Genomic DNA, 22,838 nt, shown 5'->3' on the forward strand with positions numbered 1-22,838 from the left:
CAGTCTCATATCTCCTTGCTTAGCTATTTGTAAAAAGAATTTTAAATTTTTTTATATAACTTTTGAGCATGAGACAGCTGTGAGATTTCGATTTGATAGAATTATTTGAGAAAAATTAATACAGGGGAAAATATATGAAAAGCTTTATGAATAATCTTGAATATAGTTCAAGATTTAGGATATTAAAAGGCGGAAAGATTAGCTTAGTCGTCTCTGCTTTAATAGGAAGTATCACAATACTTTCAGCTTCGCCGACAGGCGGAGTAGTAACAAGCGGTGTTGCAAACATCTCTCAAAGCGGCTCAGCCACCAACATAACCCAAAGCTCCCAAAAAGCCACCATCAACTGGCAAAACTTCTCTATCGGTGCAAATGAGACAGTTAATTTTGCTCAGCCAAATGTAAATGCTATCGCTCTTAACCGTATAGTTGGAAATGAGAGAAGTGTAATAGAGGGAGCACTAAACGCAAACGGACAAGTTTGGATACTAAACTCAAACGGTGTGCTTTTTAACAAAAGTGCAAGTATAAACACAGCAGGACTTGTAGCTACAACAAAAAATATCTCAGATGCAGACTTTAACGCAGGTAACTATAACTTTACAGGCGAGAGTACAGCAAGCGCTATCAACATGGGAACTATCAACATCTCGGATAGTGGTTACGCATCATTACTTGCTGAGAAAGTTGGAAATGCTGGAACTATCACAGCGTATAAAGGGAAAATTACCCTAACTGGTGCAAATGAAGCAACCATCAACCTAAATGGAAACTCACTTGTAAGCCTCACAGTAGATAAAGGTGTGCTTGATGCAATGGTTATCAACAAAGGTGCAATCATCGCCGATGGCGGAGCAATCTACTTAACAACAAATGCAGTAGATGAACTACTCAAAGGTGTTGTTAACAATACAGGAATAATTGAAGCAAATTCACTAGAGGGTGTAACGGGGTATGTGGAACTTTTTGCACATGGTGGAACGGCACAGGTTGATGGAACCATCAAAGCTGAGGGTGGGTTTGTCGAAACATCTGGAAAAGTTTTAGATATCAAACCAAGTGTTATCGTCAAAGCAGACAAATGGCTGTTAGACCCAGTGGATATCGTGATTTATCATGATGATGGCGGTGAAAAACACGATTCTACTTTTATTGATATCAAAGGGGATGATGATGAGGGCTATGTTGGAGAAGATGATATTAATTTTTGGAATGATTCCTACGAAAACCCAACAACACCATTAGATGAAGTGTCGAACCCAACTGACCCAAGTAACTTGTTAACTTTTTCGGATGCTACTTCATATATTGCCGATAGCACGATTGAACTTGCAATCAACGCAGGAACAAGTGTCTATATCACAACCTTTAATGATGGGAAATCTGGAAACGGTGACATCACACTCCAATCGGGCGTTTCCATCATCAACTCAAGTACAGGAAGAGATTGGCAAGATTACTCTGTTGGACTCTATCTTTATGCTAATCGCAATATTATTGCCGATAATGTAACGATTGGCGGAGATAGTGCGGATCATCCGCTTAATGTTTATTTTCGTGCCAACCAAGCAGAAATTTCAAAAATAAATTTTAAGGTGGATGGAGGGGAAGAAGAAGCTTATTATTATACTTCTCCTCAACACATCGAAGAAAGTAAGACTGCGCAAGATTCGATAACAAGTGACCAATTTACAGGGTACATCAAAGTAACCAACTCTACTTTCAATACCTTTGGTGGCGGAGTGGGATTTAAAGGAGCCAACTATTTATACTACACAAGAGGCGATGCGACCAATCCAGGGGTGTTATTACAAGATAGCACTATCAATACTGGAGGAGAAGGTGTTGAGGATTCAGGCTCTGTCTCTCTAACTGGAGGCAATAGCGCACTAGGAGGAATTGGGGTTAAAATAGATAATTCTACGATTGATACATCTGCAGGATATATTGATATTAGTGGAGTAGCAACCAATGGTGATGCGATAAGTATTTCTGGAGGCTCTGTTTTAAAAGCGAATCGTATTGAGATGGAAGGTGCTGTATTTGCCAATGGTACGACATCCTCAGGCAGTGTGGGCATCCGCATTAAAAACACAACTATAACATCCACTGCAGTGGAACTACAAGCAGAAGATGGCTATAACAGCAATGATGAAAGATTTCCTACCCTAACTGGTGTTGATAGTGATTATACTCAAAACAATAAGGCGGTAGGTATAAGCTTGGAGGGGGGAGCTGTATTTGATGAACTCTCATCAGGAGAGGGCATCTCTTTTTCAATTTATGATTACAGCTTTTATGGGGTAAGTTTAGGAGATAGCTCCAACGGAGGTGCAACAATCGGCTCAACCACTGGACCACTCAACATGTGGTATAACAAATCTGCTTTAGGAGTTGCCACACCGTTTCAGTATGTAGGAGATGCCCCTTTAACACTTCAATCTAATGGCAGTGGAACTATTACATTAACCAATAATTCTTATGATCCAAGTAATGGAGATTCTCCGTATCCGACAATTGTTGGTGAAACTACTATGGGAAGTGCTCAAGGAATTTGGTTTAGTGATACAGATTTAAATAAATGGGTAAAAGCGTCCGCATTCGACAAAGTGATTATTAATGATGGAAATTCGCAAAGTAGTGTGATTGTGCAAAACTATAATCTTGCAAGTCCAGTTGCAAGCACATTTTTTCATGGTGAAACCATTACTCTTAAAGATACTGCCACTATTACCAGAAGTCCAGAGAACATGGCTTTTGTGACTTGGGCATCCGACGAAGCTAATACTTTTAATGATGAAGGGGCTACATTTACTGGTGAGGGTAATTATTATGTGTATGTTAAGAATAGCAATGCTGTAACACAAACGGCATTGTCATTAATAGACGGAAATTATCATTACGATTATGATACCAATGAGTTTACAAATAATGAGAGTGGAAGTAACCCACCTGTCGGTAGCTATGTACTTTGTTCAGATGGAACTTGCGGAGAACTATTGAATGGAGGCTCAGGAGGTTCAGGTGAAGAAGAGTCAGGCGGTTCAGGAGGTTCAGGAGGTTCAGGAGGTTCTGGAGGTTCTGGAGGTTCTGGAGGTTCTGGAGGCGGTGGAAGTTATACGCCACCAGCTCCAACACCACCACCACCAGTTGTGGTAGTTCCTCCAGTTGTAACTCCGCCAGTTCAAGCTCAAAAGATAGCAGATGTGGTAACAACTATAGTAAACACAAACTCAGTAAAAGTAGAACTTCCTAAAGAGGTAACCACGCAGGTAAATACAAACTTTACATCATCAGTAGCTGCTACAGTTGTAGCACCTAAGACAACTATAACAAGCAGCCCTATGTTGGCAACTCTTGAGACTAAACTTGGTATTACCGCAGGAGAGGGAGTATCTCTATCTTCTATAACTATAGAGGGAACGCCAACAGAAATTGTTACTCTAAGCCAACTCCAAACTATGTCAGATAGCCAACCACAAGCAAATAGCTCAGATAACGCAGCTAGCACTACAGTTACAGAAACTAGAGTAGCCCTTAGCGAAAACTCTATCATAGACCTTATAAACGGTGGAGTGCATCTACCAGAGGGCGTAGATCAACAGTTCTATGTAACTAAAACTCCTAAGAAAAAAAGTAACTAAGGAATAAAGAGATGAAAATAATGAAAATAACAAATTTAACAGCTAAAGCACTGACTTTATCATTTGTAACAAGCTCACTTCTCGTTGGGGCTTCTATCCCCTCAAGCAGCGATATCCAAAGAGAGGTTCAACCTCCAAAAGACCTACCAAAAAAAGTAACTCCTTTGGTTGAAGTAGGTGGTGTGCAAAAGTATGCACCTGTTATGCAAGATGATAAAAGCGGAAAAACAATCTTTGTAAAAAGCTTTAAAATCACAGGTGCTATTCACATGTCAGAATCAAAGCTTCAATCTCTCATTGGCTCTTACATGGACAAAGAGTTAACATTTGCACAGCTTCAAGAGGTAGCTTCTATCATCACTAAAGAGTATCGTGCCAATGGCTACTTTGTGGCTCGTGCTTATATCCCTATTCAGAGTATGCAAGATGGTGTTGTAGAGATTGCAATCATAGAGGGAAACTACGGTAAGTTTATACTAGAGAATAACTCACATGTAAGAACACCGATAGTCCAAGCGATGCTTGATGATGTAAAGAGTGCAAACATAGTAAGCACAAATACACTAGAGCGTGCTATGCTTATCATAAATGACACCCCCGGTGCAAAAGTAACAGCAGCAGATGTTAAACCTAGGCAAGAAGTAGGAACAAGTGACTTTGCTATAACAACAGAAACTAAACCTTGGTACGACGGCTATATTTTAGGCGATAACTACGGAAGCAGATATACAGGCGAAAATAGACTAATGGTAGGAGTAAACCTTAACTCTCTTGCAGGTTTAGGAGATAAGCTCAGTCTAAGTGGGCTTATGAGTAGTGAGAGAGATTTAAAAAACGGAAGAATTGCTTACAGTGTTCCTCTTATGGCAAATGGTCTTAGAGCAGAGGTAGGTTACTCTAAAACAGATTACTCTTTAGCTCAAGAGTACAAATCTCTTGATGCTTATGGAACATCAAACACACTTGATGCAACTCTATCTTATCCAATCATCAGAACAAGATTAGAGACTCTAAGAGTCTCATCTACTCTAGCAATAAAGAGTTTAAATGATAAACAAGCAGGAGTAACCACAAGCGATAAAGATGCTAAGTCAATCAACCTTGCCCTCTCTTACACTAAAGAGCAAAAACTCTTTGGACTTGACTCACAGATAAACTCAGGAGTCTCATACACTTATGGAGATTTAAAGTTTATTGACGCTGCCTCAAAAATAGCAGATGCAGCAGGAGCAAACACACAGGGAAACTACTCTAAAGTAAATGGTTATGTTGGTATTTCAACGCTACTGCCACAAGAGCTAACACTTCAAACTAACCTACAAGCTCAAAAAGCTCTAGGCGGTAAAAACCTTGATGGAAGTGAAGATATGTCCATAGGTGGAAGTAACGGTGTTAAACTATTTCCAGATTCAGAACACAGCGCAGAAAATGCCTTACTCTGGAGTATTGAGTTAACAAGAGCACTCCCTACAATAAATAACTACTCTCATAAATTTGGACTATTCTATGACGTTGGATATGCTTCAATGCAAGATGACAGTAAAGACCCTACTTTTCAAAACAGAACTCTTCAAGATGTAGGAGTAAGTTACTACGCTTCATACAAATCACTATTTGCTAAAGCTCAAGTTGCAACTGCAATAGGTAGTGAAGAAGTAACAAGTGAACCTAAGTACAGCACTAGGGTTTTAGTTCAGGGTGGGGTTAGTTTTTAGTAACTCATACCTAACTCCACATGTTGAGTAATTGGCATGTGGGGAGGTAAAAAAATAGATTAAAATCTCTTAATATATCCATGGCAATAAGGCTTGCTCCCTTTTTTGTCATAGTAGTTTTGATGACTCTCATCAGCTGGATAAAAATCTGATTTTTTCATTATCTTTGTTGTAACTTTGTAGCCATTTGATTCAAGTTTGCTAATTAGATTTTCTATAATCTCCCTCTCTTTATCGTTTTGTACAAAAACCACAGAGAGATACTGCTCTCCTATATCTGGACCTTGACCGTTTGCTTGGGTTGGATCATGAATCTCAAAAAATGTCCGAGCTATCTCTTCGTAAGATATTTTATTTTCATCATAAATAACTTCAACTGCTTCAAGATGTCCCGTGTTTGAGCGCACAACTTCATAATAACTTGGATTTTTTACAAATCCGCCCATAAAACCTGAGGTTACCTCTTTTACTCCGCCAAGTTTTTGCAAATAGTACTCAACACCCCAAAAACATCCGCCAGCAAAGTAAGCATAAGAGAGATTTTCATCTTTGATTTGGGGCTTTTTTACAAGATTTAAAGAGATAGAGTTTACGCAGTGCCTAGTGTTTTTTGGTGTATATCCCTCACTTTCAAAAACATGTCCCAAATGCGCTCCACAGTTCGCACAAACTATCTCTACACGTCTGCCATCAGCATCTGGTACTCTTTTTATGGCTCCTTTTATCTCATCATCAAAACTCGGCCATCCTGAGCGTGAATCAAATTTTGCGCTTGAATCAAATAATGGTGCCTCACATAGTTTACATGTATAGATGCCATGAGATTTTTCATCTGTATATTTTCCAACAAAAGGTCTCTCTGTTCCCTTGTGAAGTATAACTCTCTTCTCTTCTTCACTAAGTTGTTCAATTTTTTTTGTTAATGGTTCTAATGCATTCATGGTTGTTAATATAAGTATGAAAATAAAAATATATTTCACACTATCTCCTTTTTATATTTTTGATAATTATAAGAGAGCGCTCTTGTGCAAGATATAGGATATTTTTATTAAGATAAATTATAAAGTAAAATTAAAGATGAACTCTTTATCAAATAAAAATCTTCATAAAGATATAATCCTATACTAAAATTTTTAGGAAGATAATATGAACAGAAAAAAAATATATAATCCAGAATCAAATGAAAATGTAAATGATAGAAGAATTTTTGGCGGTAATCCAACGGGAATATTTGAACTTAATGATATAAAATATCAGTGGGCATATAATCTTTGGGAGATGATGTTAAACAATACATGGTTTCCAAAAGAGGTTGATATGACTCGTGATGTGAGTGATTACAAACAGATTACAGATGTAGAAAAAGCCTCTTACGATAAAGCTCTTGCACAGCTGATATTTATGGATTCTCTCCAAACTAATAATATTATGGATAATATAAATCCATACGTTACATCCCCAGAAATTAACCTTATTTTAGTGCGTCAAGCTTACGAAGAGGCACTACATTCTCAAAGTTATGCGGTAATGGTTGATACTATCTCTACAAACTCTAAAGAGATTTATGAATTATGGCGCCGTGATATGATGCTAAAGGGCAAAAATGATGCGATAGCTAGAGTTTATGAGGAGCTGTCAAAAAACCCTACTGAGCATAACTTTGTAAAAGCTTGTTTTGCAAATCAAATCCTTGAGGGTATATATTTTTATAGTGGATTTGCTTACATCTACACACTCGCTAGAAGTGGAAAAATGTTAGGTTCTGCTCAGATGATAAGATTTATTCAAAGAGATGAAGTAACTCACTTGGTTCTTTTTCAAAATCTTATAAACTCTCTTAGAAAAGAGAGACCAGATTTATTTAATGAAAAGTTAAAAGAAGAAGTTATTGAGATGTTTAAAGAGGCAGTTGCACTTGAAGTTGCATGGGGAAAATATATAACAGGCGGACAGATTTTAGGTCTAACAGACGCCATCATAGAACAATATATCCAATATCTTGCAGATGATAGACTCACTTCAGTAGGATTTGCAAAACTTTATAACGTAACAAACCCTATAAAATGGGTAGATGATTTTTCAAAATTTAATGACCAAAAAACAAATTTCTTTGAGGGAACTGTAGCAAACTACTCAAAGGGAAGTTTAACTTTTGATGATGACTTCTAATAATAGCGAGTATAAACTCTCTTCACTGCTCTTTGATACAATAGAGGGTGATTATCATTCTAATTTACAAACGCTTTTAACTCTTATAAATCAAGCAAAACCAAAATCTCTTATAGTTGCACCAGAAGTCTGCTTGAGCGGTTTTGATTATAAAAACTATGAAGAGGCGATAGCGTTTAGCGATATTGCAGATGAGGCACTAAAACAAGCCTCACATGATAAAATCATTATCCTTACAATGCTTCAAAGAGAAGATGGTGAAGTATTTAATTTTGCTAAGATATTTTTTAATGGCAAAATAGTTTATAAGAGAGCAAAGGCAAAACTCTTTCGTTTTGGTGATGAGCATAAGTACATGTCAGAGGGTTGTGTGGATGAGGTTGAGATGGTTGAAGTTGATGGCATAAAAATCGGGATTTTAATCTGTTTTGAACTTAGATTTAAAGAGCTTTGGAAAAAACTTGAGGGGTGTGATGTTATAGTTGTTCCTTCATGGTGGGGTGTTTTAAGAACAGAGCATTTTAAAGTTTTAACTAGAGCACTTGCCATCATAAATCAGTGTTATGTGGTTGCTAGTGATTCATTAAATGTAGAGTGTACAAAAATGAGTGGAATTATAACGCCGCATGGCGGAGATGAGAGAAATGAACATAGAGCCTATTTTGAACTGCCGTATGACAAAAAAGAGATTCAGATGATGAGAAGGTACATGGATGTTGGCATTGGATAGAATAACTGCAACAAAAACTGCTAAACTAGCGCAGGATTGTCATAAAATTTTCTCTCTAAGTCAAAATGTTAGAGATGCAATAGCAAATACTTCCAGAGAAGAGTTCGTTCCAGCAGGCTTTAAACACAATGCTTACAAATTAGATGCCCTTCCTATGGGCTCCTCGCAGTGGATAAGCTCTCCATTGACAGTTGCAAAAATGACACACTATCTTGAAGCGAAAAAAGATGATAGAGTTTTAGAAATAGGGTGTGGAAGCGGTTATCAAGCGGCAGTTTTATCACATATCTTTCGTGGTGTTTTTACTATAGAGAGAATAGAGCCGCTTATACTTGAGGCAAAACAGAGGTTTAGAAAGTTAGGAATTAGCAATATTCACACAAAACTAGATGATGGACAAAATGGCTGGGCGCAATATGCACCATATGACAGAATCCTATTCTCAGCAACAGCAAAAGAGATTCCCTCAAAAATATTTGAACAGTTATGTGATGGAGGTATTTTGGTAGCTCCTATGCAGGTAGGTTTAAAACAAGTTATAACACGTTTTAAAAAAGTGGGAAACTCTTTGCAAAAAGAGGAGCTTGAAGCTTGTGATTTTGTGCCTATTTTAAATGGAATTCAAAAATGATTTTACGCCTCCTTGTAATAACTCTCTTAGCACTCTCTTTGAAAGCTTCAGTTACATTTGATGAAGCAAATTTACTCTATGCAAGAGATGAATATAAAAAAGCATTTGAAGCTTTTAGCCTCTTGGCTAAAGATGATGCAGATGCAGCTTACATGTTGGCAAAGATGTATGAGCAAGGAGAGGGGTGCGAAAAGAGTGAAGAGAAAGCTCAAGAGTGGTATAAGGCATCAGCTCATATCTACTACGAACAAGCAAAACATAGCCCCTTAAGAAATGTACAAAAGCATCAAAAAGAGATATTTAAAACATTAGACAGGGTTGATAATAACCAAACGCAAGAGACGCTTAGACAGTTTGTACAATCTCTTTATAATTTTAAAGCTCACAATGCAAACTATTTTTTACCTTTTAGTTATCGTTATGATGATAATTATGATGAGGTAAACGGACATGAAGCAGGTAAAGTTGAGACGGAATTTCAAGTAAGTTTAAAATATGACTTTGCTGCAAATTTTTTCAAACTTCGTGAGATATATTCTGTGGCTTATACACAAAAATCTTTTTGGCAATCTTATAAAGAGTCCGCTTTTATTAGAGAGTCAAATTATAGTCCTGAATTTTTTGTAACTTTTCCTACATCAAGCCAAGATGATGGAGGATTCTTAAAAGGGATAAGAGTTGGAGTGGCACACCAATCTAACGGAAGAGGCGCTGAGTATGAGCGTTCTTGGAACTATGTAAATGCGAGTCTCTTTTTTCAATATGACATACTACTCTGCGAGTTAAAACTTTGGGCGAGGTTACCTGATGCAACAGATTATAATCCAGAGTTGATTGATACCATAGGGCATGGATATTTCAGGATAGCGGTTCCATATAAGAAACATCTATTTGATATGAAAATAATGAATAATTTTAACTCCAAGGGTTCTATAGAATTTAACTATACACACCCTGTATCAAGCAGGGACGATCTCTTTTTTTATATGAAATTTTTTAATGGTTATGGTGAGAGTTTAATTGACTACGATAATCATATTAAAAAAGTAGGAATTGGCTTTAGTATCTCAAGATAGGGGCTTATTAGTAAGCTTTTTATAGTAAAATAGTAGTTAGCATAAGTGAGGATAAATCTGTGCAAAGTATTTATGGCATAAAATATACAAAACCAGAAGTAGTTTTAATACAAGAGACAGGCATAGGTGTCGCTGAAGCGGCAGCTAGGACTTGTTATGACTCATTTGAAAATAGTGAAAATAGGGCTATTCAATATATTGAAAAAAATATGCCAGATAGTTCTACATGTAGAGAGATAAATGGTATTGAAGAGTCAAATCTCTTAAATGATTTGGCTTGGACCTATTTTCATCACTCTATTTTAGAACATGCAAATTTGAGTTTTTTGGTAAGAGGAACAAGCAGAGGCGTACTTCAAGAGCATGCCCGTCACCGTATGCAGGCTATTAGTGTAAGAAGTACACGTTATACTATGAGCTCTGTAATAAACGCTTTTGTTGCTTCAATGAGCAGTAATGATAGAGATTTTTTTATAGATAAAGTTTTGAGCTTTGATATGTTTGTTACATGTGATAAAGAGTATAACAAAATCGAAATTGGTGCGATGTATGATAAGCTTTTTTATCAGTCAAAAAAAGTAGAAGATTTCAATGAAATTGCGGTAGCTACAAGCTCATTAGATTTATTAGAAAAGTTTAAAGGTACTCCAGAAGCACTTTTTGATGCACTAGAGAGTGGAAAAAAGAAGCGTAATGTAGGTGATGCTTTTAAGCATATAATAAGCGACAATGTAAAAGTTGATATGGTTGTAACATTTAACCTTAGAAGTTTAAAAAACTATTTCACACTTAGAGATAGTGGCGCTGCTTATTTTCAAATAAGATGGCTCGCACAAGAGATGATGAGAAAAACACCATCAAAATATTTAGATTTAATCATTAAAAAAAGGTAATTACATGTGGAAATATATTGCAATAAGCTCTCTGTTATTTAGCGGATGTTCATATTTTGAGGTTAACTTCTCTATGTGTGAGAATGTAGGTCCAAACAGTGATCCAAGTATGATTGAGAAGTGTAGAAACTATAACGAAGAAGAGGCTCAAAAAGCCTTTGATGGGACAAAACATAAATCTACAACCCTCCCAGAAGATGCGATAGAATTTAAAAAATAGTAGGAGAAGTTATGAGTATTGAAGAAGAGTTAAAAACTAGAAGTGGATCTAAATGTGAGCTTTGTCAAAGCAGCCAAAATCTTAGCGTTTTTGAAGTTGCACCATCAGATGAAAGCTCAGAGCAGTCAATCTATATTTGCGCTACATGTAAAGAGCAGATAGAGAATCCTAGCATGATGGATGAGACGCACTTTAACTGCTTAAATGAGAGCATGTGGAGTGAAGTACCAGCTGTTGTGGTTATCTCATACAGACTATTAAAGCTTCTTGGTAGAGAAGATTTAGTTGATATGATATATATGGAAGATGATGTAAAAGCTTGGGCAGATGCAGGGGTAAATAGTTCAAGCAACGTAGTTGTAAAGGACTCTAACGGCGTAACTTTAAATGCTGGTGACAGCGTTGTTATCATTAAAGATTTAGAGGTAAAGGGTGCGGGGTTTACTGCAAAAAGAGGCACAATGGTTAAAAATATCTCAATTCCTCAAGATGTTGAAGGGCATATTGAGGGTAGAGTAAATGGAACTAAGATTTATCTAAAAACAGAGTTCCTAAAAAAAGCGTAGCTCACAAAAAGAAGGTATATGAACTCTTTAAAATCAATATCAATAAATATATCTATACCTCTTTTTATCTCCCTTGCTCTTGGCTCTCTTGTTTTTTATGAACAGAAGATACCAAAAGTTCTATTTAGCATAGTTCCATATCTGTTTTATGCTATAACCGTAGCTATTTTGTGGGTTTCATGGCACTTTAACCGAAATAGATTTATATTTATAATCCTTCCGCTCCTTTTGATATATGTAGGTTTTATCTATTTGGGGGGCAAAAGAGCAACGGATCTTTTTCTTTACGTTTCAATGCTTTATCCACTACATCTTTTACTCTTTTTATCACTAAAAGAGAGAGGACTTTTTTCAATTTGGGGAGTGTTAAAAATAGCTTTTTTTGTGGTTGAAATAGCAGTTGTTTTGTATTTTGTCTTTTATCCAAACAACGATATAATCGCTCTTTTAAAGACAAAAATATTTACAACTTCTTTTTATCCAATCGAAGATATAACGGTTGTTATAGCTGCTTTTGTTATAACGGTGATGGCTATGTTATTGATATTTAACAGATCAGTTCTTTACAATAGCTCTTTTTTAATTATACTCTTAACATTTTACATAGGCTTTTATTTTATAAGAACTCCACATGTAAAAGAGTTGTTGCTTTTATCAATAGGCATAATCATATTTATATTACTAATTAGAGAGTCTTACCGTTTAGCCTTTTATGATGAACTTACAGCACTTCCAGGAAGAAGAGCACTTATAGAGGATATGGCAAAACTTGGGATGAAATACTCCTTTGCCATGATAGATATAGACCATTTTAAAAAGTTTAATGATACTTATGGGCATGATACTGGTGATGAGGTTTTGAAAATGGTTGCCTCTAAATTAGCAGAAGTTGGCGGTGGCGGAAAAGCTTACAGATATGGAGGAGAGGAGTTTGTTGTGCTCTTCCCTTCACGAGAGTTAGATGAGTCATACAAAAGTACAGATATATTAAGAGAGATAATTTCAAAGAGCCCTTTTGTTGTTAGAAATAAGCAAAGCTCAAAAACTATATATATAAATATCTCATCTGGTGTGGTGCAAAAAACTTCTCAAGACAAAGACCCTTTTGCGGTTATGAAAAGAGCTGACAATGCTCTATATAAGGCTAAAAAAGCTGGAAGAAACCAAGTAGTAAAAGCATAAAGGAATTTTAATGCAAGCACATGATAGATTTTACAAAATAGACAAAGATTTTAGAAATCCCTATGCAAGAGATAGAGATAGAATTATTCACTCTAGTAGTTTTAGAAAACTTGAGTATAAAACTCAGGTATTTTTAAATCAAGAGGGTGATTTTTTCCGTACACGTCTCACACACTCTATAGAAGTTTCTCAAATAGCACGCTCAATTACTTCTCATTTAGGGCTTAATGAATCTTTAGCTGAAGCAATTGCGCTTGCACATGATTTAGGACATACACCTTTTGGGCATATTGGCGGAGATACGCTTGATGAGTGTTTAAAGGACGATGGTTTTAAAAATGGTTTTGATCATAATTTTCAAAGTTTTAGAGTTGTCTCTTCTTTAGAGAGACGTTATAAAAATTTTGATGGATTAAACCTTACCTTTGCTACATTGGAGGGGATACTTAAACACTCTTATCCATACAAAAAGAGCTTTTTGCCACCCTTTATTGATGAGAATTTCAATCTTGAGACACATCCGAGTATTGAAGCCATGGTAGTTGATAGAGCTGATGAGATAGCATATATAACTCATGATATTGATGATGGATTAAACTCTGGTTTGATACGTTTTGAGGATTTAAAAGAGAGCCCTTTAATAGAGGATATTCTACAAAAAGTTAAAGATGAGGGGATTGGAGAAGATGAAGATGAGATGTTTAGATACCGTTTTGTTTCACATCTAATCAATCATTTGGTTTACTCTCTTATATATTTCTCAAAAGATAAGATTGATAATAGTAAAATTTATAGTGCTTCGCTTTCAAGTAAAAGTGAATTACCAATAGGTTTCGAGCCAACATTAGAATCAGAGATAAAAAAACTAAAAAAACTTCTCTTTAAAAAGCTATATCAACATAAAGATATTATGATAAAAATGTATGCAGGTAAACAGGCTATAAAAGGCCTTTATATTGGATTACATGAAGAGCCTAAAATGATGCCAAAGTTTTATTTAGAACAGTTACAAAGCAGAAGTAAACATAGAGTAATAGCTGATTATATAGCTTCTATGAGTGATAGACACGCTTTGTCATTTTATAATGAGATGTATGGGAGATTGTAGTTTTGTTGTTGTGCTAGAGTAAAACACAGCCCGAAGGCTTATGTCTTATAGGCGTGATTCGTAACGTCTCATCATATAAAGACGCTTAAGCATTTTCTTACGAGATGCTATTAAGAACTTCTTACGTTTTTCAGTTTTCGTTTCATGGAAACGGCGAGCACGAGCTTCAGTAACGATTAAGTTACGATCAGTCTGCTTTTTGAAACGACGATAAGATGCATCAAAATTGTCATCACTACGTAGTACAATACCTGGCATATCACATCACCCACTTTCTTTAAAATTTGAACTGGAATTATATCATAAATAACTCCAGATGGTTTTATTTAGAAGGATTTATAAGAATATTACCTAAATTGATATATATCAATAACTATTTTTTTTAAATCGGATAAAATTTCTCTGATTTAAAAATTTAGAGCGTAATGCGCTCTTACCAAAGGAAACAAAAATGAAAAAAGTCATTTTAGCAATCACGATAATGTTAGGTGCCCTCCAAGCTGATAGCGTAGTTAAATACGATGTTCAAGAAACAAACACACCGATTAGCAAACCTAATCACCCAAATACAGATATTTATTAATATCTAAAATTTTATTTCTCCTTCTAAAATAGGTCTTACCGTGACCTATTTTAGTGACACTCCCTATAGTTTGACAACCTCCCTTTAACTAACATTTTTGTATAATTCAGACATGATTACCCAAGACTCCATAGAAGCCCTAAAGGCACGCCTTGATATTGTTGATGTTGTCGGCTCACATGTAGAGTTAAAAAAAACTGGCGCAAATTATAAAGCTCCATGCCCTTTTCATGATGAAAAAAGTGCCTCTTTTGTTGTAAGTCCCTCAAAGCAGATATATCACTGTTTTGGTTGCGGAGCTGGTGGCGATAGCATAAAATTTGTTATGGAGTTTGAAAAACTAAACTACCCAGAAGCACTTGAAAAACTGGCTTCAACATATAATTTTTCTCTATCTTACAGCGATAATAAAAGCACTAAATCTAGCTCAGGAATCATGCAAAAGATAGATTCATGGTATCACTATCTTTTTACAAAAAACCCTCAAGCCATCTCTTATATAAAAGAGCGCGGTATCTATGAGAGTAGCATAGAAAAATTTGGCATAGGTTATGCACCAGATTCAAATGCTACTATCTCATTCATAAAATCGCAACTCCTCAGCATGAATGAAGCCATAGAGATGGGTATTGTAGGAAATGATGGCTCAAGAGCGTATGCTAGATTTATAGAGCGTATCACATTTCCAATCCACTCTGCAAATGGAACTATTGTTGGGTTTGGAGGTAGAACGATAACTGGACATCAAGCAAAGTATGTCAACTCTCCAGAGACACCATATTTTAATAAATCTCGTCTTTTATATGCTTATCATCATGCAAAACAGACTATTCATAAAACAAAAGAGATAGTTATTACAGAAGGGTATCTCGATGTTATAATGCTCCATCAAGCGGGGTTTACAAATGCTGTAGCAACGCTTGGAACGGCACTTACATCAGAACATCTACCCATTTTGCGAAAAGGTGAGCCTAAAGTAATTATGGCTTATGATGGAGATAAAGCAGGGCGAGCAGCGGCTCTTAAAGCCTCGAAAATTCTTAGTGCAGGCGGATTTAATGGTGGAGTTGTTATATTTTCTGATGGATTAGATCCAGCAGATATGGTCAAAAACGGAGCAGTTGAAGAGCTCTCAAATATGTTTAGAGCGCCACAACCTTTTATAGAGTTTGTGCTTGATGAAATTCTATCACTCTATAATCTTAGAGACCCAAAAGCCAGAGAGCTCTGCATGCAAGATGCAATTGGATATCTTAAAACTCTCTCCGCAATGCTTCAAGAGGAGTATAAATCCTATTTAGCCTCAAGACTGGGGTTAAGCCCATCTTATATTAAGATAACGAACAAGAGTAACATAAATCAAAACCTCCCTTTTATCGATAAAAACCGTCATAGAGATATGTGGGAGTTAACTCTTATAAAAACAGTATTGGAGCATCCTGAATTTATTGATCAGATTTTAGATGTATTAGATCCATCGCTTTTAAAGTTTCACTCATCAGAGCTCTCTTTGGCGCTAAGGGGGGAGTTTTCTCATCCCCAACTTATGGCGATAGCTGTAGATGAGCAGATAAAAGCGTTAAATAGTGAGGATGCTCTTAGAGCGGAGTTAGTCTCATTTTTGATGAAGCATTATGAGAGAGAGTATAAGAAAGTAAATGTTCTCTCAGACATTACGTTTGAAGAAAAAGCTTTTTATATTCGTAAGTTTAAAGGGAAAATCGAACTCTTAAAAAGAGGCGAACTTGTAGCTTTTAAGAGCTAGGTGCATCTTTTGGCTTTCGCTCTTTTATAGATATCTTTCTTCCTACATTTTTTGGTGCTTCAATGCTTTCCTTGGGCTTTCCATCATATTTATGATTTCTCTCACCACTTTTGCCAGAGAATTTTGATTTGCCACTATCGTCTTTACCTAAAAATTTATTTGACTTTTTGCCTGATTTATCATATTTCTTTTCACCATCATATTTAGGCTTGTCAAATGGCTTACGCTCAGACTTTTCGCCATCTCTTGTTGGCTTATCCCATTTGGGTTTATCAAAAGGTTTGTGCTCAGGGCCTTGAGTATCATTTTTTGTTTTATCAAACTTAGGTTTATCCCATTTAGGTTTATCAAATGGTTTACGCTCAGCTCTTTGGCCATCTGTTTTAGGTTTATCATACTTTGGTTTTTCAAATGGTTTTCGCTCTGAACCCTCATTATCTCTTTTTGGCTTATCCCAGTTGGACTTATCATACTTTGGCTTGTCAAATGTTTTTTTATATTCTGTTTGTTTTTTACTATAAAGAGGCTTCTGTGGAGCATCTGGGTCAAATGCGTAAACACCTTTTTCTTTTTGCAGGGATTTTTGAGCTATTTTCATCTTTTCTTGAGGCGCATACTCATAGCCTAAAACGGTGTCTTGTCTAATGACTCTCTTAAGAATTGTCTCAATTGGGTAGAGATTTTTCTGTTCACTTATATCAAGAAGTATTATTGCACCCTCTTTTGCTCTTCGGAGTCTTGACATGTAAATCTCAGCTGAGGGTAAATCATAACTTATAAGAAGATCACACATCAAATCTGCTGCTTTTGTTAACTCATCATCAAGGGCAACGGTAACGTTTTTTGCCCCCGCTACCTCTTTTATAAGCTCCCTATCTTGCGAAGAAGCAACTAAAATATTTAAAGTGCTGTTTTGTTCTAGAAGAAGTGCAAGAAGAGATAGTTTTTTATCATTAGGACAAGGATGGATACGATGTTTATTGTGTTTTATGGTGATTTCATAGTTTGACATTGTTTGTCCTAAGAGGGTTTTTGAATATTAATTTGGCATTATATCTGAACATTGGAGGAAATTATGCTATTCTATGGTTATATTAAGCTTTGGTGTTTAACAAATCTTCTACAAAAACAATTAAAAATCAGGAAAATAATGTCATTTACAACACTAGGTTTATCAGCTCCTATACTAAAAGCTATCAAAGATCAGGGCTACACTAAGCCAACTCCAATCCAAAAACAAGCTATTCCAATTATCCTTAGTAAAAAAGATATTTTAGCAGGAGCACAGACGGGAACAGGTAAAACAGCTGGCTTTACGCTTCCACTTCTTGAGCTTTTAAGCAGAGATAAATCATCTACTAAAAAGAGAATCCGAGCTCTTATTTTAACCCCAACACGAGAGTTGGCGGCGCAAGTTGGAGAGAGTGTTTCTATTTATGGAAAATATCTCTCTTTTACTTCAACTATTATTTACGGTGGAGTAAGTATAAACCCTCAGTTAAGCGCTCTACGAAAAGGTGTTGATATAGTTATCGCAACTCCTGGAAGATTACTTGACCATCTCTCTCAAAAAAGCATAGATTTAAAGGATGTTGAGTTTTTGGTGCTTGATGAAGCAGATAGAATGCTTGATATGGGCTTTATAAATGATATAAAAAAAGTTTTGGCTGTTCTTCCAAAAAATAAACAGACACTTCTTTTTTCAGCTACATATTCAGATGAGATTAAAAAGCTCTCAGATCGTCTCTTAAATTCACCAGTTCTTATAGAAGTTGAACGTCCAAACAAAACAGCACAAAGCATAAAGCAGATAGTTTATCCAGTTGATAAAGAGCGTAAGCGTGAACTTTTGGTTCATCTTATAAAAGAGGGAAAATGGCAACAAGTCCTTGTCTTTACAAGAACGAAACATGGAGCAAATAAATTAAGTGCGCAACTTGAAAAAGATGGTATAAGCTCAAGCGCTATACATGGAAACAAGAGCCAAAATGCGAGAATGAAGGCTCTGCAAGAGTTTAAAGATGGCGATATAAGAGTTCTTGTTGCAACAGATATAGCAGCAAGAGGGATAGATATAGATCAACTTCCACATGTAATAAACTATGAACTTCCGAATGTGCCAGAGGATTATGTTCACAGAATAGGCAGAACAGGGCGTGCTGGAAGCAGTGGAGATGCGATATCTCTTGTTTGTATAGATGAGCATGAATATCTATCAAGCATAGAAAAACTTATAAAAACTGATATTCAAAAAGTTTGGTTAAAAGATTTTAAACCAGATCCAAGCATTAAAGCTGAGCCTATAAATCAGGGCGGTCAAAGAGGTTCGCATAAGAAAAGAAGATAAGTTGTGTATAATTTTATAATTTAAATTATCAATTTTACAAGGAGAGGGATGAAGGCAATTGCACTATTTAGCGGCGGATTAGACTCAACTTTGGCACTAAAACTAATAATAGATCAAGGTATTGAGGTTTTAGCTGTAAATATTAACACAGGTTTTGGAAGTACTAAAGATAGGCTAGAGCATATGCAAAATATGTGCGCTCAAGTCGGAGCAGAGCTAAAAATAATAGATATAGAGAGCGAATTTTTACAAGATGTGCTCTTTGATCCAAAACATGGTTATGGCAAAAATTTCAACCCATGTATCGATTGTCATGCAAAGATGTTTGCGGTTGCAAAAAGGGTTATGGAGAGCGAGGGAGCATCTTTTCTTATAAGCGGTGAGGTTTTAGGACAACGGCCAATGAGCCAAAACAGAGAGGCGATGCAGACAGTTTTAAATGAGAGCAATTGTGATGGACTGCTTTTGCGCCCACTCTCAGCAAAGGCCCTCTCTCCAACTATTGCAGAGATAAATGGTTGGGTAGATAGAGAAAAGCTAGAGGGTATCGTAGGCAGAAGCCGTGATAGACAGTTAGAGCTTGTAGCAGAGATAGGTTTAGAGGATTTTGAAAGCCCAGGTGGCGGATGTCTTTTAACTGATGAAAACTTTGCAAAAAAGATGTTTGATTTCATAAAATATGATAAGTTTGAAGTAAAAGATATTCCAGTTATGAAATTTGGACGCCATTTAAGACTCCCAGATGGTGCAAAGCTAGTTGTTGGAAGAAACAAAGATGAAAATCTTCATTTGCAAAACATAGAGAGTGAAAAATATCATCATGTTAAAACGGTAGCACTTCCTGGACCCCATTCACTGCTTAGTAAAAGCGCAACTAAAGAAGACAAAGAGTTGGCATCAAGGATAATTCTTACATATTGCAAAACAAAAGAGGATAACATGTACACTCTTTTATATGATGAGACAGAGGAGATGTATGCGACTCCATTTGATTCAAGAGATGAGTTGAAACCATATACCATTATGTAGTGTTTTAGGCTATACTTTATTATAAATTTTAATATATAGGAGAACGCATGGCGGGAGTACATTTTGGGTTTAACAATTTCAAACAACTTTTGGATTTAACTATTGGTTTAGTGCAGAGGATAGATGAGAATCGTGCCGAGAGTTTTACTATTCTTTATTGTGATTTTTCTGCTCTTGATCACTCTATTGTAAAGAGCTCGTTGGAGCATATTTTAAGAAATTCTGATGCAATTGTAAATGATAAAGCAGACTATTTTTTTGTACTCCCATATACAGATAAATATGGTGCTGAGATTGTAAAAAAAATGTTTATAGAGTTTTTTGCGGCAGATTTAAAAACGTATATGGTAAGTTACCCTATAGATGGCGAAAATTCAGAAGATTTAGTTTTTAGAATAAGGGATTATGCAACTCTTTATCATAAAAATGATTTAAATTGTTTGGATAGTTTTAATCGCTATTAGAGTTGATTTTTTTGTAAAATTCTATCGCATCTGATATCTTTTGTTCTTGATAAACTTTTTTATCGCACACTAATCTACATGTAACCTTTATATTTTTAGAGGCTTGTAGGTTCTGCTCACTCTTTTTTGTCTCATATACGGACAAATCCATATCCTTCACATTGAGAGTCTCAAAAGGGCTCCCAGCAATCAATAACAGTGGTAAAAACAGTAATAAATATTTCATGGTTAAAATTATAACTTAATAGTGGAATACTATGTGCTATTGATTCTAAAATCTTTAAATTAAAGACAAAGGAGAGTCAGTGGTTTTATTAGATATGAAAAACGCTAATGGTTCATCTTCATCCTCGCCTCTTAGTTTAGCTACTTTAAAAGAGAAGCCTACAATCTCGTTTTCAGAGCTTCTACGAGGAGCAAGTGAAACAAAAGATAAAAAAATAGTTCAAAATGGCTCACTTGTTTTAGCGCTTGTTAATGAAGAAAAAAGCATTAAGATGCCAAAGACATCATCAAAGACATCAACGCTTACATCTCTTTTGCAGACTCAAGATAAAGTAGTTGAAAAAAAAGAGAAAGAGCCATTGGAGTTAAATCCAAAACTCGTAGCTACACTAAGCAGTGCTGAGATGAAAACTCTTATGAGTGATGCAAAAAACTATCTAAAATCAAAAATTCTAGAGAGTGAAGGCTTTAAAAAATCTGAAATTAAGGAGCTTCCAACAACTTTAAAAGGGTTAGTTGAGGTTGCTAAAAAATTTGGTGTAGATATAAGTAAAATAACGCTTGAAGAGGTCAAAGAGCATGGTTTAGATAGCTCAAAAACTATAAAACAAGATACCAAAGAGCTACATGTAGATATTTTAAAAGATAAAAGAGAGGTAAAGGCAGAGGCACCAGAAGGTGCACTCAGTGAGAAAAAAGATTCAAAGACACCAGAGAGCTCAAAAGAGTTACTTCAGGATAAAAAAGAGCCAAAGACAGAGGTTCCAAAAGAGATAGTTCAAACGCCAAAAGAGAGTTTTGCAGATAAAAAAGCTCAACTACAAGAGACGCAAAAGCACCCTCAAACACTACAAAATAGTGAGGCAGTTTCAAAAATTATTTCTAATGAATTAAGAGCAGATGAAAAGCAGAGTGAAATTTTAAAAGAGATAAAATCAACGCCTCTTTTTAAAGCTCAAAATACTTTAGAGCATGCAACAACAGAGCAGATTGTTCAAGCAAAAGTAAATTCAACTTCACTAAAATCAGAGCAAAAAAGCCCAAAAGATAGAGCTGATGAGACATTAAAACTCTTGCTTAATGGGGAAAAATCATCAAAAGATGCACCATCACTAACAGCTGATTTCTCTGTAAAGAGTGCTACTGTAATTGCTCCAAGCTTAAGTGTAGAGAGTACAAAATCTCTAGAGAAACTTCTTCAAGGAGAATCTTTTGTATCAGAGCAGCCTTCTCAAGCACAAAAGACAGACTCTCTTGGTGCAAGTAAAGCAGATAGTTTTGAAGTAAAAATTAATGAAGCAAAACAGATGATTAGATATCTATCAGATGATATAAGAAATGCTATTAATGATTACAAATCTCCATTTACAAGAGTTAAAGTGCAATTAAATCCACAACATTTAGGAGAAGTTGATTTAACAGTTGTTCAAAGAGGAAAAAACTTACATGTAAGCATAAGCTCAAACAACACAGCTATAAATGCGCTCTCTATGAATGTAAATGAGCTAAAGACACAGTTAGTTAATAGTGGAATAAATAGTGCTACCTTTAACTTTAATAGTAGTTCACAAAATGGTGATAACTCATCTGGGGCATTTCAACAACAGAGACAAAACGAACAAAAAGCCCACGCAGAGTATAGCCATTTTGAGAGTGAAGAGGCACATGAAGAGATATTAAGCTCTTTAGAGATTATCGTTCCACGATACATATAAATTAAATATCTGATATGAATGCGTCAAACTCAAGTGCATTGACGCCAAGCATAGCAAAAGGGAGTTGTTCCTTTTGTAAACAAATGAATAAAAAAGGATAAATTATGGCAATCACATCAACAGGCTTAAATGCTGCAACACATGCAGAATCAGCAGCAGCAAATGCAGCAAAGGATAAAACAGCTTTAGGCAAAGATGACTTTATGAAATTACTATTGGTAGAGCTTCAACATCAAGATCCAACAGAGCCAATGGATAGTGAAAAAATCTTAAGTCAAACTTCACAGCTAGCTACGCTTGAGGCATCTGAAAATACCAATAAAGCTCTCTCTGAGTTAGCAGCTTCTATGAGCGCTTCACAACAATTTAGTACTGTCTCTGCAATTGGAAAAACAGCAGATTTGGGGAGTAATGCTATAACACTAGATAAGGGAACAAATACGAAATTTGAGATGTATTTTCCAGATGCTATAAGTAATGGAACAGTTCAAATCCTTGATGTTAATGGAAATACTATAAAAACATTAGATGTTGGAACAAATCCAAAAGGTGTCTATGGGTTTACATGGGATGGAACAAATGCAAACGGTGGAGCAGTTGATAGTGGAATATATTATGCAACAGCTTCTTATACAAATCCAGATGGAGCGGCACTTAAGACTAGAGTGGGCGCTTATCCCATAGAGTCTGTTAGATTTGATAAAGGCGAAACATTTCTAAAACTTGGTTCTAATTATGTTCCACTAGCAAATGTTAAAGAAGTGTACTAAAGGATT

22 protein-coding genes are annotated in these 22,838 nt (G+C 35.8%); 18 read left to right on the forward strand and 4 right to left on the reverse strand.

What is annotated here, in order from left to right; translation table 11 throughout:
• The first annotated feature begins 134 nt into the window (after positions 1 to 134).
• Both SUDEN_RS11360 and SUDEN_RS00055 read left to right on the forward strand, forming a co-directional pair.
• Entirely contained in the window at positions 135 to 3,644 is a 3,510-nt protein-coding gene (locus SUDEN_RS11360) for a filamentous hemagglutinin N-terminal domain-containing protein (RefSeq protein WP_011371646.1), read from the forward strand.
• An 11-nt stretch (positions 3,645 to 3,655) separates the two neighbouring features.
• Positions 3,656 to 5,359, forward strand: coding sequence for a ShlB/FhaC/HecB family hemolysin secretion/activation protein (locus SUDEN_RS00055; protein WP_011371647.1), 1,704 nt, complete (start codon positions 3,656 to 3,658; stop codon positions 5,357 to 5,359).
• A 59-nt stretch (positions 5,360 to 5,418) separates the two neighbouring features.
• Here SUDEN_RS00055 and SUDEN_RS00060 read toward each other — a convergent pair whose 3' ends face one another.
• On the reverse strand, positions 5,419 to 6,270 hold the full coding sequence (locus SUDEN_RS00060) for a bifunctional methionine sulfoxide reductase B/A protein (RefSeq protein ID WP_041672353.1): 852 nt from the start codon (positions 6,268 to 6,270) through the stop codon (positions 5,419 to 5,421).
• 235 nt (positions 6,271 to 6,505) lie between these two features.
• Between SUDEN_RS00060 and SUDEN_RS00065 the strand changes: the two genes are divergently transcribed.
• The 9 genes from SUDEN_RS00065 to SUDEN_RS00105 are packed head-to-tail and all read left to right on the forward strand — an operon-like array spanning position 6,506 to position 13,934.
• Positions 6,506 to 7,528, forward strand: a complete 1,023-nt coding sequence (locus SUDEN_RS00065; RefSeq protein WP_011371649.1) for a ribonucleotide-diphosphate reductase subunit beta — start codon at positions 6,506 to 6,508, stop codon at positions 7,526 to 7,528.
• A complete protein-coding gene (locus tag SUDEN_RS00070) occupies positions 7,515 to 8,258 on the forward strand; it encodes a carbon-nitrogen hydrolase family protein (RefSeq protein ID WP_011371650.1) in 744 nt (247 codons plus the stop codon). Before SUDEN_RS00065 ends, SUDEN_RS00070 begins: the two co-directional genes overlap by 14 nt.
• The gene (locus SUDEN_RS00075) at positions 8,242 to 8,889 is read left to right on the forward strand and encodes a protein-L-isoaspartate(D-aspartate) O-methyltransferase (protein WP_011371651.1); all 648 of its coding nucleotides are present in this window, start codon (positions 8,242 to 8,244) and stop codon (positions 8,887 to 8,889) included. Before SUDEN_RS00070 ends, SUDEN_RS00075 begins: the two co-directional genes overlap by 17 nt.
• On the forward strand, positions 8,886 to 9,965 hold the full coding sequence (locus SUDEN_RS00080) for a phospholipase A (RefSeq protein ID WP_011371652.1): 1,080 nt from the start codon (positions 8,886 to 8,888) through the stop codon (positions 9,963 to 9,965). The genes SUDEN_RS00075 and SUDEN_RS00080 overlap by 4 nt, the downstream gene beginning before the upstream one ends.
• 59 nt (positions 9,966 to 10,024) lie before the next feature.
• Entirely contained in the window at positions 10,025 to 10,858 is an 834-nt protein-coding gene (locus SUDEN_RS00085; protein WP_011371653.1) for an FAD-dependent thymidylate synthase, read from the forward strand.
• 4 nt (positions 10,859 to 10,862) lie between these two features.
• Positions 10,863 to 11,078, forward strand: a complete 216-nt coding sequence (locus SUDEN_RS00090) for a hypothetical protein (protein ID WP_011371654.1) — start codon at positions 10,863 to 10,865, stop codon at positions 11,076 to 11,078.
• An 11-nt stretch (positions 11,079 to 11,089) separates the two neighbouring features.
• A complete protein-coding gene (locus SUDEN_RS00095; protein ID WP_011371655.1) occupies positions 11,090 to 11,644 on the forward strand; it encodes a PhnA domain-containing protein in 555 nt (184 codons plus the stop codon).
• A gap of 18 nt (positions 11,645 to 11,662) precedes the next feature.
• Entirely contained in the window at positions 11,663 to 12,826 is a 1,164-nt protein-coding gene (locus tag SUDEN_RS00100; RefSeq protein ID WP_011371656.1) for a GGDEF domain-containing protein, read from the forward strand.
• A 10-nt stretch (positions 12,827 to 12,836) separates the two neighbouring features.
• On the forward strand, positions 12,837 to 13,934 hold the full coding sequence (locus SUDEN_RS00105) for a deoxyguanosinetriphosphate triphosphohydrolase family protein (protein ID WP_011371657.1): 1,098 nt from the start codon (positions 12,837 to 12,839) through the stop codon (positions 13,932 to 13,934).
• Positions 13,935 to 13,979: 45 nt separating this feature from the next.
• Here SUDEN_RS00105 and rpsU read toward each other — a convergent pair whose 3' ends face one another.
• Positions 13,980 to 14,192, reverse strand: a complete 213-nt coding sequence (rpsU, locus tag SUDEN_RS11155) for a 30S ribosomal protein S21 (protein ID WP_011371658.1) — start codon at positions 14,190 to 14,192, stop codon at positions 13,980 to 13,982.
• Between the two features lie 193 nt (positions 14,193 to 14,385).
• On the opposite strand from rpsU, the gene SUDEN_RS11515 reads away from it, so the two are divergent.
• On the forward strand, positions 14,386 to 14,517 hold the full coding sequence (locus SUDEN_RS11515) for a hypothetical protein (RefSeq protein WP_274378248.1): 132 nt from the start codon (positions 14,386 to 14,388) through the stop codon (positions 14,515 to 14,517).
• 112 nt (positions 14,518 to 14,629) lie between these two features.
• On the forward strand, positions 14,630 to 16,282 hold the full coding sequence (gene dnaG / locus SUDEN_RS00110) for a DNA primase (RefSeq protein ID WP_011371659.1): 1,653 nt from the start codon (positions 14,630 to 14,632) through the stop codon (positions 16,280 to 16,282).
• Here the strand turns inward: dnaG and SUDEN_RS00115 are convergent.
• The gene (locus SUDEN_RS00115; RefSeq protein ID WP_011371660.1) at positions 16,272 to 17,294 is read right to left on the reverse strand and encodes a hypothetical protein; all 1,023 of its coding nucleotides are present in this window, start codon (positions 17,292 to 17,294) and stop codon (positions 16,272 to 16,274) included. The genes dnaG and SUDEN_RS00115 overlap by 11 nt on opposite strands.
• Positions 17,295 to 17,432: 138 nt before the next feature.
• Here SUDEN_RS00115 and SUDEN_RS00120 point away from each other — a divergent pair, with 138 nt between their 5' ends.
• Genes SUDEN_RS00120 through SUDEN_RS00130 form a run of 3 tightly spaced genes read left to right on the forward strand, consistent with a single transcriptional unit; the run spans position 17,433 to position 20,122 of the window.
• Entirely contained in the window at positions 17,433 to 18,629 is a 1,197-nt protein-coding gene (locus SUDEN_RS00120; RefSeq protein WP_011371661.1) for a DEAD/DEAH box helicase, read from the forward strand.
• Positions 18,630 to 18,677: 48 nt separating this feature from the next.
• Complete coding sequence (locus tag SUDEN_RS00125; RefSeq protein ID WP_011371662.1) at positions 18,678 to 19,658, forward strand: argininosuccinate synthase domain-containing protein; 981 nt, start codon at positions 18,678 to 18,680, stop codon at positions 19,656 to 19,658.
• Positions 19,659 to 19,705: 47 nt separating this feature from the next.
• A complete protein-coding gene (locus SUDEN_RS00130; protein ID WP_011371663.1) occupies positions 19,706 to 20,122 on the forward strand; it encodes a hypothetical protein in 417 nt (138 codons plus the stop codon).
• On the opposite strand, the gene SUDEN_RS00135 is transcribed toward SUDEN_RS00130, so the two are convergent.
• The gene (locus SUDEN_RS00135; protein ID WP_238374814.1) at positions 20,109 to 20,267 is read right to left on the reverse strand and encodes a hypothetical protein; all 159 of its coding nucleotides are present in this window, start codon (positions 20,265 to 20,267) and stop codon (positions 20,109 to 20,111) included. The two genes, SUDEN_RS00130 and SUDEN_RS00135, sit on opposite strands and share 14 nt — an antisense overlap.
• 160 nt (positions 20,268 to 20,427) lie before the next feature.
• On the opposite strand from SUDEN_RS00135, the gene SUDEN_RS00140 reads away from it, so the two are divergent.
• Both SUDEN_RS00140 and SUDEN_RS00145 read left to right on the forward strand, forming a co-directional pair.
• The gene (locus tag SUDEN_RS00140; protein ID WP_011371665.1) at positions 20,428 to 22,062 is read left to right on the forward strand and encodes a flagellar hook-length control protein FliK; all 1,635 of its coding nucleotides are present in this window, start codon (positions 20,428 to 20,430) and stop codon (positions 22,060 to 22,062) included.
• A gap of 104 nt (positions 22,063 to 22,166) precedes the next feature.
• Positions 22,167 to 22,832 carry a FlgD immunoglobulin-like domain containing protein gene (locus SUDEN_RS00145; protein ID WP_011371666.1) on the forward strand — a complete coding sequence of 222 codons (666 nt, stop codon included), beginning with the start codon at positions 22,167 to 22,169 and terminating at the stop codon, positions 22,830 to 22,832.
• The last annotated feature ends 6 nt before the right edge of the window (positions 22,833 to 22,838 follow it).

Source organism: Sulfurimonas denitrificans DSM 1251 (genome assembly GCF_000012965.1).
GTDB classification, from domain to species: Bacteria; Campylobacterota; Campylobacteria; order Campylobacterales; family Sulfurimonadaceae; genus Sulfurimonas; species Sulfurimonas denitrificans.